The sequence below is a fragment of the Euzebyella marina genome, assembly GCF_003687485.1.
Lineage (GTDB): Bacteria > Bacteroidota > Bacteroidia > Flavobacteriales > Flavobacteriaceae > Euzebyella > Euzebyella marina.
The window spans coordinates 890,845-904,174 of sequence record NZ_CP032050.1; the positions used below are offsets into that span (position 1 = coordinate 890,845).

Here is a 13,330-nt window from a genome sequence, read left to right on the forward strand (position 1 = left end):
GAATAGCATGATATTAGAAATGAAAGTTCCATCTCCGGGCGAATCGATTACCGAGGTTGAGATAGCCGAATGGTTGGTCGAAGACGGTGATTATGTCGAAAAGGACCAGGCCATTGCCGAAGTGGACTCTGATAAAGCAACTCTTGAACTTCCGGCAGAAGAGAGTGGAATCATTACTTTGAAGGCCGAAGTAGGCGATGCAGTAGCTGTTGGCGAAGTGGTTTGCCTAATTGATACCGATGCCGCCAAACCAGAAGGAGCAAGTGATGGAGCGGACAGTACCATGGGCGGAGGCGATGAAGGTTCGGGTGCTAAGGCTGAGAAAGACTTGGCAAAAGAGCAAGAAGCCTCTTCGAAAAGCGAGGGGGAAAAAGCTCCTCAGCCTGCGCAGGCTAAGGAAACATATGCTTCTGGTGTAGCTTCACCGGCGGCAAAGAAAATTTTAAGCGAAAAAGGCATTGAAGCTTCTTCTGTTAAAGGAAGTGGTAAAGATGGTCGAATAACTAAGGACGATGCCGTGAAGGCGGTACCGTCTATGGGCAGCCCATCGGGTGCGAGTAGAGGTGAGACCCGTTCGAAACTTTCGATGTTGAGAAGAAAGGTTGCCGAGCGTTTGGTTTCCGTTAAGAATGATACAGCGATGTTGACCACCTTTAACGAGGTCGATATGTCACCTATTTTTGATTTACGTTCTAAGTATAAAGAAGATTTTAAATCAAAGCACGGGGTGAGCCTTGGTTTTATGTCGTTTTTCACTTTGGCCGTAGTTCGTGCCCTGAAAGAATTTCCTGCTGTAAATTCTATGATAGATGGCAAAGAAATGATTTCGTATGATTTCTGTGATATTAGTATTGCTGTTTCCGGGCCTAAAGGTTTGATGGTGCCTGTTATAAGAAATGCCGAGAACTTAAGTTTTAGGGGTGTCGAGGCCGAAGTTAAGCGTTTGGCCATTCGTGCTCGAGAAGGCGAGATAACTGTTGATGAGATGACCGGAGGTACTTTTACTATTACCAATGGTGGGGTTTTTGGATCAATGCTTTCAACGCCGATTATCAACCCGCCTCAGAGTGCTATTTTAGGTATGCATAATATTGTAGAGCGCCCAATCGTTCGAGATGGCGCTATTGCGATTGCTCCTATTATGTACGTGGCTTTGTCCTATGACCATAGAATTATTGATGGTAAGGAATCCGTTGGATTCTTGGTTGCTGTTAAAGAAGCACTTGAAAATCCGGAGGAGCTATTGATGAGCGGTAATTTAGAAAGAGCCTTAGAGCTTTAAGATATAGATTCATTAAAAAAGGCCGGGCCGCACATGTGCGGCCCGGCCTTTTTATTTTTAGTGAGAAGAATTATTTCTTCCTTAGATACACACAAGATTTATCATAGTCAATAATGGCCTTTGCTTTTTTAAGCACATCTGCCCCGATAATACCATCTACTGGTAAAACATTGTGAGCGGTAAGGGCCTCGTTGACATGAACTAGGTCGAAAAGTACAATTTTGGTTTTCCTTTTCTTCCACTCGCCGATTTCTATCTTGTTTTTTAGGGAAATAAGTGTTTTTAGGTTGGTGCCTCCTGCTCCCGCTGCTTTGATTTCCGATTCTTCAGAGCTTAGTTTAAAATGCTCGACCTTATCAAATCCGATACAGGTATTAGAGGCGCCCGTATCAAGAATGAACCTGCCCAATATGCCATTAATTTTCGCGGTAATTTCAAAATGGTTCGTCTCGGTTACTTCGAGTTTTATTCGGGAATAATCCTTCTTAGTTAAAAAACTTTTTAATGATGCCATAGCCTAGCTAAGTATATTGATGCAACTTATTTAAAAAGAAGCAAAGATAGGTTAAAGGCTTGACGGCCGTGTCATATGGGCCATAAAATGAGATATAGTTTCTAGATACTAAAGATAAGGCTATTTTTGCGCCATGAATTTGACAGATACACATACTCATTTGTATAGTGAGCAATTTGATGAAGACCGGGATAAGATGATACAAAGGGCCTTTGAACGTGGTATCGAACGTTTTTTCATACCTGCTATAGATTCGACATATACCGATGCTATGTTGAAATTGGAGGCCGAGTACCCAGAGAATATGTTCTTGATGATGGGTTTGCATCCCACCCATGTTAAGGATAATTATGAAAATGAATTGTCTCATGTAGAGGAGATGCTCGCTAAGCGCAAGTTTTATGCTGTAGGTGAAATAGGTATCGATCTTTATTGGGATAAAAGCTATTTGCAACAACAGCAAGATGCTTTTAAAAGGCAGATCGAGTTGGCCAAAAGTTATCATCTGCCGATTGTTATACACTGTAGGGAAGCTTTTGATGAGATATTTGAAATTCTGGAAGAGTGTCATGATGACGAACTTCACGGTATCTTTCATTGTTTTACGGGTAGCGTTGATCAAGCCATGAAAGCATTGTCTTATAATATGAAGTTGGGAATAGGTGGGGTGGTCACTTTTAAAAATGGTAAAATAGATAGGTTTTTGAATGAAATACCTATTTCTGAGATTGTTTTGGAGACAGATGCTCCTTACCTCGCCCCAACACCTTTTAGGGGCAAAAGAAACGAAAGTGCTTATTTGGTTAACGTGGCCGAAAAACTTTCGCATATATATAAGGTGTCGATTGAGGAAGTAGCGAACGTAACTACAGAAAACTCCAAAACTGTTTTTGGAATTTAAGGATGATGTTTTGAGCGGAGCAACTAAAATTTTGTTGATTTATACGGGCGGTACCATTGGTATGGTCAAAGATTACAAAACAGGTGCATTAAAGGCATTTGACTTTAGTGAGTTGTTGAAGCGAATACCCGAGTTGAATCAGCTTGATTGTAAAATCGATACGGTATCTTTTGATAAGCCTATTGATTCTTCTAATATGAACGCTCGGCACTGGATTCATCTCGCCAGTTTGATCGAGGCACATTATGATGAATATGATGGTTTTGTAGTTCTGCATGGTAGTGATACCATGAGTTATACTTCTTCCGCGTTAAGCTTTATGCTAGAAAATTTGGCAAAGCCGGTAATATTTACTGGCTCACAACTTCCAATAGGTGACCTAAGAACCGATGCCAAAGAGAATCTTATAACTTCAGTGCAAATTGCCGCCCTGACCGAGAACGGTCAGCCGGTTGTTCAAGAAGTAGGGCTTTATTTTGAATATAAGCTTTACCGGGCCAACAGAACTACCAAGATTAATGCAGAGCATTTTCAGGCCTTCGCATCGTTAAACCACCCGCCCTTGATTGAGTCGGGGGTGCATTTGAAAGTATACCGTGATAATTTATTGGGTAACTCGGGTAGTAAAAAGTTCAAGGTGCATAAAATAATGAGCGATGATGTGGCTATTTTGAAACTGTTTCCCAATATGTCTGAGAAGGTAATGAGGAGTGTTTTGGATATTCCGGGTTTAAAGGCCCTAGTAATGGAAACCTACGGTTCAGGAAATGCCCCTACAGAGCCTTGGTTGAGTAACGCCCTGAATTTGGCCGCAGAAAGAGGTGTGCAGGTTGTGAACGTTACGCAATGCTCTGGAGGTTCTGTGGTGATGGGAAGATATGAGACAAGCAAACACCTTCAAAGTGCCCAAGTTATCAATGGTAAAGATATAACGACCGAGGCCGCCATTACCAAGCTGATGTACCTTCTGGGGAGCGAGATTTCCCCAAAATTGTTCAAAACCGTATTTGAAACTTCCCTTCGTGGTGAAATGCGATAAAAGTTCTTGTTTAATTTCATCAACTAATATTTTTTTTGTTATTTGGCCAACCCGAATTAGGTGAGCCTATCTCGTCTTGGATAACATGAAAGGGCAGGGGCGTTTTAGAGAGGTGGCCGAGTGGTCGAAGGCGCACGCCTGGAAAGTGTGTATACACCAAAAGTGTATCGAGGGTTCGAATCCCTTCCTCTCTGCAAGTGCAAAAAGATTTTTCGAGCCAATACTGGAAACCGGGAAATATTTGTAAGTTTAGTTTTATTAGCAAAAGGGAGGCCGTGAGTAGCGGTTTGTGATTGGGTTAGAGACACTTGAATGTGTGTCGAGGCCTAGTTAAAACGGTGTTTGACGCTTCTTGTATGCTTTGAAGTTTTACTTTTTTTGTTACGATTTTTTTTTATCTTTAACCCTATTAAATAACTAATCTAAGTTTGAAAAAATGAAAAAATTATCCTCTATCCTAGCCGTTGGCGGGTTGTTTGTATTGAGCACAAATACTGTAAATGCAATGGCTACTGCTGCAACTATGTTACAAGACGCCCCCGCTGAAGCAGAAAAAGGTTTTACCCAAGTTTTAAAAGAAATGTTTATTCAGGGTGGTGCCGGTTTCATGGGTATTGTACTTTTATGTTTGATTTTAGGTTTGGCAGTTGCTATCGAAAGAATCATATACTTGAACATGGCTACTACCAACACAACTAAATTGAAGCAGCAAGTAGAAGATGCCTTGGCTTCTGGAGGTGTTGAAGCTGCTAAAGAAGTTTGTAGAAATACAAAAGGTCCTGTTGCTTCTATTTACTATCAAGGTTTGGATAGAGCAGGAGAAAGTGTTGAATCTGCTGAAAAGGCTGTTGTTGCCTACGGTGGTGTTCAAATGGGTCAATTAGAGAAAAACGTTTCTTGGTTGTCTCTTTTCATCGCTATTGCTCCGATGCTTGGGTTCATGGGTACGGTAATCGGTATGATTCAGGCCTTCCAGAAAATTAGTGCTGTTGGTAACTTGAGTGCCTCTCTTATTGCAGGTGATATCCAGGTTGCACTTTTGACTACGGTATTCGGTCTTATCACCGCTATTATCCTTCAGATTTTCTACAACTACATCATCGCTAAAATTGATAGCATTGTTAACGATATGGAAGATTCTTCTATCGTTTTGATCGATTTGTTGGTAGATCACAAAAAGTAAATCGCACACCTTTAAAACCTTAAAATTATGCATAAGATTATAAAAATTGCGCTCATTGCAATCGGTTTGATAGGTGCTGTGCTTTGGTTCTTGTTACCAGAGTCTGAGATGCCTGCTGCCGAAGCAGCAAGTAGTGGTGCGCTAAATACCATGTTTGTCATTACCTATGTATTGTTGGGTGTGGCTATATTTTTCAGTTTGATTTTCTCTATCAAGAATTTGTTCGCTAATCCGGCAAGTCTTAAAAAGAGCCTTTTTGTTGTTGTAGGTTTCTTATTGGTAGTTGGTATCGGTTATGTAATGGCCGATGGTACCGATGTAAGCCTTCAAGAAATGGCCGATAGGGGAGTTGCGACCACTGAAAGTGAAGTAAAACAAATTGGTGCAGGTATCAATGTGTTTTTTATATTGACCATTATCGCCATCGCTTCCATGATTTGGGGCGGTGTTAGAAAGATGACTAAATAATTAAAAAGTTTAAATTATGCCAAAAAGAGGAGCACCAGCAGAGGTAAATGCGGGATCTATGGCAGACATCGCGTTCTTGTTACTTATTTTCTTTCTAGTAACAACAACGATTGAAACAGATGCTGGCCTTGACCGTATGTTACCGCCTATAGAACCGCCCGAGAATGATGTTGTTATTAAGCAGAAGAATATCTTCGAAGTGAATATCAACAAAAACGGTCAGCTATTGGTAGAGGATGAGTTGACTGATATAAAGAATTTGAGGGAAAGAGCTATTGCCTTTTTGGATAATGGCGGCGATGGAACCTGTACTTACTGTAAAGGAGCCAAGAACACAGAATCATCTGATAACCCGACAAAAGCTATTATTTCTTTAAAGAACGATAGGGAAACTAAATACAGTACCTATATTACTGTTCAGAACGAATTGGTAGGGGCTTACAACGATCTAAGAAATCGTGAGGCTCAGCGTCTGTTTAAAAGAGATTTCGTTGATATGGAGGCGGAATATCTGAATCCGGAGACCGAATCTAGCACAAAAGACGATTTGAAGGAAAAAGTTAAAAGAGTACAAGACTTGTTCCCTCAAAAACTGTCGGAAGCTGAAACCAGTGCAAACTAACAATAACAGTTAAACAAAGAATACTATGTCAAAATTTGCAAAGAAAAAAGATGAAGGTTTGCCAGCGGTAAACACGGCTGCCTTACCTGACATTGTTTTCATGCTGTTATTTTTCTTCATGACCGTAACGGTAATGAAAGATAGTACCTTGAAGGTAGAAAATACCCTGCCTAATGCCAGTGAAACAAAGAAACTGGAAAAGAAAGATAGGGTTATTTATATCTACGTGGGTGCACCAACTTCGCAGTATGCTTCACAGTTCGGTAAAGAACCTAAGATTCAATTGAACGATAAATTTGCCGACCCATCTTCAGTAGGAGATTATATTTTGCAAGAGCGAGCCAAAAAAGCTCAAGAATTGCAGAATGTATTGACCACTGCACTTAAAGTCGACAAAAATGCTAATATGGGTCTCATCTCTGACATTAAGCAAGAACTACGTAAGGTTAATGCATTAAAAGTAAATTACACCACTTACGAAGGTGATGCTTTTAATAACCTTCAGTAGAATCTATTCTTAGTTCAGTAGATAATAATATTTTTAAGCGCCTTGAATTTAATTCAAGGCGTTTTTTATTTGTCTAAATTAGTAGCATGAGATTTCTATCAGCACTTTCCTTTTTGTTCTTGGTGTGTACTGTACAGGCACAGATTATTCAAGATTCAGTAGAGGTTGATGATAAATATTTAGAAGATCAATTTTATTTAGGTCTCACTTACAACTTTCTCTTAGATAAGCCAGATCCTGTCAATCAAAGTAATCTGTCTTACGGCCTTCAAGGTGGATTAATAAAGGATTTGCTCTTGAACCTTAGAAGAAATGTTGCCCTCGGTATCGGTTTGGGGTATGGTTACTACTCTTACTACTCCAATCTTTTAAGTACTGAATTAGACGAGGGTTTTGAATATTCCATATTAGAGGATGAGGATGTTTTTAAGCGAAATAAGATTGAAACCCATATGCTTGAAATGCCCCTGCAATTTCGTTGGCGGAATTCTACCGCTGAATCACATAAGTTTTGGCGTATCTATGCAGGTGTTAAGTTAGGGTATTTAGTAGGTGGCCGGTCTAAGTATGTACCCAGAGAAGGGCCTAAAGAGACTTTTTACAATGGTGATATTCGTAAATTTCAATACGGACTCACCTTTAATTTTGGCTACAATACCTTCAACCTGCACGCTTATTATGGGTTGAATAACTTGTTTAATGATGGCGTTTTGTTGAATGGCTCTCCGTTTACCATTCGCCCCTTACGTTTGGGGTTGATTTTTTATATACTATAGCTTCCTTTAGAGCCAGTACCTAATCGTGATTAATTGGGAAATCATCCCTATAAAAAAACCTATTAAAAGTTCAGGTTTTGAGTGGGCTTTTAAATATAGTCTAGAGGTAGCAACCAGACCGGAGGCTAACGTTACCAAGCTTACTGCAATAGTAATGTTCTTTTCAAAGTGAATGCTTAAGCATACCAAGAACATAAAAAGACTGCCCATACCCATGAGGTGCATACTTACTTTTAGCTTAAAGAACAACAATAACAAGGTGGTCATTGAAGCGGCAATCAGCCCTAAAAAGTAGAAATGTAGCTCAGCAATAAAATTGTTGAAAATCACTTTATAGACTACTAAGAAAAGTAGAATAAGATTAATGTATAATGGGTATTTGCGCTCTCTTAATTGCGGTACAAAAATGTTACTTGCCAGACCGATATTTTTGAGGATAAAGAATGTGATAATAGGTATGATTACCGTTAGGATAAAAACGGGAAGCAAAATGGGATTCCGGATTTCTGGAGGGCTGTATTTTGGAGTGATTAAAAAATAGGATATACAACCCGCAATAGGAATGAAAATTGGGTGGAATAGGTAAGATATTGCTTTTAGAAAGACCCTCATTAAATCTGTTTGCGCAATCGGGCAACGGGTATATCCAGCTGCTCTCGATATTTGGCGACCGTTCTACGGGCAATAGGGTAGCCCTTTTCTTTTAAAATAGCGGCCAATTTATCATCCGTTAAGGGTTTTTTCTTCGATTCTTCACCGATAACGGTTTCCAATATTTTCTTTATTTCCTTGGTCGACACATCTTCCCCTTGGTCGTTTTTCATTGATTCAGAGAAGAATTCTTTGATGAGTTTAGTGCCATAAGGGGTATCAACATATTTGCTGTTGGCTACCCTTGAAACGGTCGAAACATCCATTTCAATTTCATCGGCAATATCCTTTAAGATCATCGGGCGCAAGTTTCGCTCGTCTCCAGTAAGAAAATATTCTTCTTGGTAGTTCATAATAGAATTCATGGTAACGAATAGCGTCTGTTGCCTTTGGCGAATGGCATCTATAAACCATTTGGCGGCATCGAGCTTTTGCTTGATAAAAAGAATAGTATCTTTTTGCGATTTCGACTTGTTTTTGGCATCCTTATATCCCTTCAACATATTACTGTATTCTTTTGATACATGTAATTCTGGGGCATTACGGCCGTTCAATGAAAGTTCGAGTTCGCCCTCTACGATTCGTATGGAAAAATCGGGAACCACGTGCTCTACCATACGGTTATTGCCTGAATATGACCCACCCGGTTTCGGATTCAACTTTTCAATTTCCGAAATGGCATCCTTTAATTGCTCTTCCGTAATGTTATGTTTCTGTAGAAGTTTTTTATAATGCTTCTTGGTAAACTGCTCAAAAGACTTTTCAAGTACTGTTATGGCCAGTTCTACCGGCGGAGAGGCTTCTTTTCTTTTGAGTTGAATAATTAGGCATTCTTCTAGAGAACGTGCCGCTACGCCCGGCGGATCAAGTTTCTGAACTATTTTAAGAACTTTCTCAATAGTCTCTTCATCCGTATAAATATTTTGGGTAAAAGCTAGGTCGTCTAATATGTCCGTTAGTGGCCGACGAATGTATCCGCTTTCATCAACACTTCCCACCAAAAACTCGGCAATACCCCACTCTTCGTCACTGAGATAAACGGTATTTAGTTGGTTCAACAAAAATTGATTGAAAGATACCCCTGCGGCATAGGGAACGTTTTTTTCCTCATCGTCAGAACTGTAATTGTTCGCTTTTGTTCTGTAATCAGGTATCTCGTCATCACTCAAATAATCATCAATATTGATATCGTCGGTATTGATGGTCTCGGCATCGGTATCGGCATTGTCATAATTGTCGGCAAATTCGTCTTCATAGGTGTCGACCTCTTCTTTGCCACCTTCCAATGCGGGATTTTCTTCCAGTTCTTGTTTAAGTCGCTGCTCAAATGCCTGGGTAGGCAATTGAATCAACTTCATCAGCTGTATCTGCTGAGGAGATAATTTTTGCGATAATTTAAACTGTAAGTGTTGTTTAAGCATTGAATTCAGGGATTGCCTAGTTCTATAAAGTTAACTATTTCCGATTAAAACTCTGCATTTTGTGGTGTTCTAGGAAACGGAATCACATCTCTGATATTGCCCATTCCGGTCGTAAAAAGAACCAATCTTTCAAACCCGAGGCCGAACCCACTATGTACTGCAGAACCGAATTTTCTTAAATCTAGATACCACCAAAGTTCTTCTTCCGGTATGTTTAGATCGGCCATTTTATCTTTAAGTACATCAAGTCGCTCTTCCCTTTGCGAACCGCCAACAATTTCACCAATTCCGGGGAAAAGAATATCCATGGCCCTAACGGTTTTGCCATCTTCATTCAATCTCATGTAGAACGCTTTTATTTTGGCAGGATAATCGAATAAAATCACGGGGCATTTGAAATGCTTTTCCACCAAGTAGCGTTCGTGCTCACTTTGAAGGTCGGCACCCCACTCATCTATGGCATATTGGAACTTTTTCTTCTTGTTGGGCTTGCTGTTTCTAAGTATGTCGATGGCCTCGGTATAACTAACCCTTTTAAAACCGTTTTCTGTAACGAACTTTAATTTTTCGATCAAAGCCATTTCACTTCTTTCGGCCTGTGGTTTTGTTTTTTCTTCATCAAGAAGACGTTTCTCTAAAAACTGAAGATCATCGGCACAGTTTTCAAGTACATAACCAATAACATTTTTAATAAAGTCTTCGGCTAGGTCCATATTCGCATCAAGGTCGTAAAAGGCCATTTCTGGCTCTATCATCCAGAACTCGGCCAAGTGCCTTGAAGTATTTGAATTTTCAGCCCTAAAGGTTGGGCCAAACGTATATACCTTGCCCAAAGCCATAGCATAAGCTTCAGCTTCTAATTGGCCAGAAACGGTTAGATTCGTTTCCTTGCCAAAAAAATCTTCTTTATAATCAACATTACCCTGGTCATTCAGCTTTGGATTTTTATCGCTCAAAGTAGTAACGCGGAACATTTCACCTGCACCTTCGGCATCTGATCCGGTAATTATTGGCGCATGAAAATAGTAAAATCCGTTTTGCCTGAAATACTGGTGAATGGCGAAAGAGAGAGCCGAACGTACGCGCATAATTGCGGCAAAAGTATTGGTGCGTACCCGTAAATGAGCTTTTTCCCTTAAAAACTCCAACGAATGCTTTTTAGGTTGAATAGGGTAGGCCTCTGGGTCGGCACCACCATGTACGAAAATTTCCTCTACCTGAATCTCAAAGCTTTGTCCGCGTCCTTGGCTTTCTGTTAGGGTGCCGGAAACCTTTAGGGCAGCGCCTGTGTTGATCTGTCTAAGAGTTTCTTGGTCAAAGTTCTCAAAATCTACTACACACTGTATATTGGCTAATGTAGATCCGTCGTTCAATGCGATAAAACGATTGCTTCTGAAAGTTTTAACCCACCCGTTTACGGTTACTTCCTGTAATAATAGATTTCCTTCTAGCAATTCTTTTACGCTGTATGCTTTCATGTTTTGGTCACTTGAAAATTGAAGCGCAAAGATAACTTTTTGCTTAGAAAGTATAGAGGTTGCTAGCGGTTAAATCAGTTTAGATTTTAGCTCAATTGTCTTCGTCTTTCTTTGGTAGGATGTCGATTTGGGGCTTTTTAAGTATTTTTTTGCTTGCGATATTCCTTTCCAAAGAAAGCAATAACGAGGGGAGAAGTATTAGGTTGGCAAGCATGGCGAACATTAGTGTAGCAGAGACCAATGCGCCTAAAGCTACCGTGCCACCAAAATTTGAAATGATGAATACCGAAAACCCAAAAAATAGAACGATAGAAGTGTAGAACATGCTTACCCCCGTTTCCCTTAACGCAGCATAGACCGACTTTTTAATCTGCCAACGATTGGCAATTAATTCTTGACGATATTTTGCCAAAAAGTGAATCGTATCGTCTACGGAAATACCAAAAGCGATACTGAATACTAGAATGGTCGAAGGCTTTATGGGTACGCCAACATAGCCCATAACCCCAGCGGTTATTACTAGTGGCAGCAAATTGGGAATCAATGAAATAATGATCATTCTAAATGACCTGAAAAGATAGGCCATAAATAGAGCGATTAGAAATATGGCGAAGGCCAATGATAAAATAAGGTTTTTGACCAAATACTTCGTCCCTTTCAAGAAAATAAGAGCGCTACCGGTCATGTATACGTTGTATCGGTCTGGCGGAAAAAACTTAGCGATATTTTCGTTTAGTCTTTCTTCAATCTGCTCCATCCGATCAGTCTTCACATCTTGCATGAAGGTCGTTATTCGAGCTGTCTGTCCGGTACTGTCAACAAAGCTCTTAAGCAAGTTTTCGTTACCCGAAGATTTTTGAGCAATCGACATGATGAAATTGCTCTCTTGTGAGGTAGGCAATTGATAATATTTCGGTAGCCCGTTATAGAAAGCCTGTTTTGAATATTTTACCAGGTTAACGACTGAGATGGGGCGTGATAGCTCAGGTATATCGGTAATCACCTCGCTAAGTTGGTCAATACGTTTAAGATTGGTCGAGCGCAATACGCCTTTGGGCCTTTTAGTATCGACCACAATCTCAACGGGCATAATTCCGTCGAATTCTTGTTCAAAAAAACGGATATCCTTGAAGAACTGGGCGCTTTTGGGCATGTCTTCTATAGGGCTTCCGGATATTTCTATTTGATAAATTCCAATAATACTCGTTATCAAAAGCACTAAGGAAACAATATAGACGGTAATTCTTCTTTCCCTCACAATTCTCTCCATCCAATTGACAAAGGCATCCACCCAATGTTTGTTCAAATGCTTGAGGTGGCGTGTTTTAGGTAGGGATAGAAAACTATAGATAATCGGTATGATCAATAAAGAAAGAATAAATATCCCGATGATATTAATAGAAGCTACGATACCGAACTCTTTTAACAACTTGCTATCGGTGATGATGAAAGTTGCAAAGCCGGAAGCGGTGGTCATATTCGTCATTAAGGTGGCATTACCTATTTTAGAGATGACACGCTGCAACGAAAGGGCTTGATTGCCATGCTTTTTAACCTCTTGCTGATATTTGTTGATTAAAAATATGCAGTTCGGAATGCCGATGACAATAATCAACGGTGGTATCAATGCCGTTAATACCGTAATTTCATATTGAAGAAGCCCGAGTATACCAAAGGCCCACATCACGCCTATGATTACAATACACATTGAGATGAGGGTGGCACGAAAACTTCTGAAGAAAAAGAAAAATATAAGCGATGTTACACCCAAGGCTGCCAATATGAACTTGCCGATTTCATCGATTATGTTTTGAGAGTTCATGGTTCGTATGTAGGGCATACCCGAAACATGAACGTTTAAACCGGTTTCTTCCTCGAAATTTTCGACCAAATTGGTCAGGTCTTTAAGCACAAAGTCTTTTCTAACAGTAGTGTTGACAATATCTTTGTCCATATTCACTACAGTACGAATGGTCGAACTTTCTTTATTGTATAGAAGCTTGTCGTAAAAAGGTAAATCGTTAAAGAGATGGTTCTTTATACTATCAACTTCTTGCTTTGTCTTCAACTGACCTTCAATAAGTGGCTTTAGTTGAAACTCTTGTTTTTCATTGTCCTTAATAAGCTCTTGCAGATTATCAAGGGATAGCACAAAGTCGACCTCGGGAAAGGCTACTAGTTGTTTGCTGAACTTGTTCCATCTATTGATGTTCTCAGGGGTGAAAAGAGCAGAGTCGCGAACCGCAAAAACGATAGCATTACCCTCTTCACCAAATTGTTTAAGAAAAGAACGATATTCTAAATTTACAGGGTGGTCATCGGGCAAAAGATTGGCCTGGGAATTGCTAAAGCGCATATTTTCCCACTGCATACCTAAAAAAACGGTAAATGCTGCAATTAGGCAAAGAATCAAAATTCGATTACGAAGAATGATTCGAGCGGTCGTTTCCCAAAAACCTTTCATGAATTTAGTAGCCATGGTAAAAT

General features: G+C 40.0%; 13 protein-coding genes and 1 tRNA gene. 9 read left to right on the forward strand and 5 right to left on the reverse strand.

The annotated features are described in order from the left end of the window. The first annotated feature begins 7 nt into the window (after positions 1 to 7). Positions 8 to 1,282: a 2-oxoglutarate dehydrogenase complex dihydrolipoyllysine-residue succinyltransferase gene (odhB, locus tag D1013_RS03640; protein WP_121847591.1), complete on the forward strand. Its 1,275-nt coding sequence runs from the start codon at positions 8 to 10 to the stop codon at positions 1,280 to 1,282. 70 nt (positions 1,283 to 1,352) lie between these two features. Here odhB and D1013_RS03645 read toward each other — a convergent pair whose 3' ends face one another. Continuing rightward, a complete protein-coding gene (locus D1013_RS03645; RefSeq protein WP_121847592.1) occupies positions 1,353 to 1,796 on the reverse strand; it encodes a retropepsin-like aspartic protease family protein in 444 nt (147 codons plus the stop codon). A gap of 133 nt (positions 1,797 to 1,929) precedes the next feature. On the opposite strand from D1013_RS03645, the gene D1013_RS03650 reads away from it, so the two are divergent. The 8 genes from D1013_RS03650 to D1013_RS03685 all read left to right on the forward strand — a co-directional run bounded on the left by D1013_RS03650 (position 1,930) and on the right by D1013_RS03685 (position 7,293). Further along, positions 1,930 to 2,697, forward strand: a complete 768-nt coding sequence (locus D1013_RS03650) for a TatD family hydrolase (protein ID WP_121847593.1) — start codon at positions 1,930 to 1,932, stop codon at positions 2,695 to 2,697. A 10-nt stretch (positions 2,698 to 2,707) separates the two neighbouring features. Continuing rightward, complete coding sequence (locus D1013_RS03655; protein WP_121847594.1) at positions 2,708 to 3,736, forward strand: asparaginase; 1,029 nt, start codon at positions 2,708 to 2,710, stop codon at positions 3,734 to 3,736. A 106-nt stretch (positions 3,737 to 3,842) separates the two neighbouring features. Continuing rightward, positions 3,843 to 3,930: transfer RNA gene (locus D1013_RS03660), tRNA-Ser, on the forward strand. A 242-nt stretch (positions 3,931 to 4,172) separates the two neighbouring features. Then, entirely contained in the window at positions 4,173 to 4,919 is a 747-nt protein-coding gene (locus tag D1013_RS03665) for a MotA/TolQ/ExbB proton channel family protein (RefSeq protein ID WP_121847595.1), read from the forward strand. Positions 4,920 to 4,946: 27 nt separating this feature from the next. Further along, positions 4,947 to 5,387, forward strand: a complete 441-nt coding sequence (locus D1013_RS03670) for a hypothetical protein (RefSeq protein WP_162987795.1) — start codon at positions 4,947 to 4,949, stop codon at positions 5,385 to 5,387. A gap of 16 nt (positions 5,388 to 5,403) precedes the next feature. Then, positions 5,404 to 6,009 (forward strand): ExbD/TolR family protein, encoded by a 606-nt coding sequence (locus D1013_RS03675; RefSeq protein WP_121847596.1) that lies wholly within the window; start codon positions 5,404 to 5,406, stop codon positions 6,007 to 6,009. 25 nt (positions 6,010 to 6,034) lie between these two features. Then, positions 6,035 to 6,517: an ExbD/TolR family protein gene (locus D1013_RS03680; RefSeq protein ID WP_121847597.1), complete on the forward strand. Its 483-nt coding sequence runs from the start codon at positions 6,035 to 6,037 to the stop codon at positions 6,515 to 6,517. A gap of 86 nt (positions 6,518 to 6,603) precedes the next feature. Beyond that, positions 6,604 to 7,293 (forward strand): porin family protein, encoded by a 690-nt coding sequence (locus D1013_RS03685; protein WP_121847598.1) that lies wholly within the window; start codon positions 6,604 to 6,606, stop codon positions 7,291 to 7,293. A gap of 6 nt (positions 7,294 to 7,299) precedes the next feature. Here the strand turns inward: D1013_RS03685 and D1013_RS03690 are convergent, their stop codons facing one another. From D1013_RS03690 to D1013_RS03705, 4 genes are all read right to left on the reverse strand, one after another. Beyond that, positions 7,300 to 7,905, reverse strand: coding sequence for a hypothetical protein (locus tag D1013_RS03690; RefSeq protein ID WP_121847599.1), 606 nt, complete (start codon positions 7,903 to 7,905; stop codon positions 7,300 to 7,302). Then, a complete protein-coding gene (gene rpoN / locus D1013_RS03695; RefSeq protein ID WP_121847600.1) occupies positions 7,905 to 9,365 on the reverse strand; it encodes an RNA polymerase factor sigma-54 in 1,461 nt (486 codons plus the stop codon). Before rpoN ends, D1013_RS03690 begins: the two co-directional genes overlap by 1 nt. A 44-nt stretch (positions 9,366 to 9,409) precedes the next feature. Next, a complete protein-coding gene (asnS, locus tag D1013_RS03700; protein ID WP_121847601.1) occupies positions 9,410 to 10,843 on the reverse strand; it encodes an asparagine--tRNA ligase in 1,434 nt (477 codons plus the stop codon). Positions 10,844 to 10,934: 91 nt separating this feature from the next. Beyond that, positions 10,935 to 13,322, reverse strand: a complete 2,388-nt coding sequence (locus tag D1013_RS03705) for an efflux RND transporter permease subunit (RefSeq protein WP_121847602.1) — start codon at positions 13,320 to 13,322, stop codon at positions 10,935 to 10,937. Positions 13,323 to 13,330: the final 8 nt, after the last annotated feature.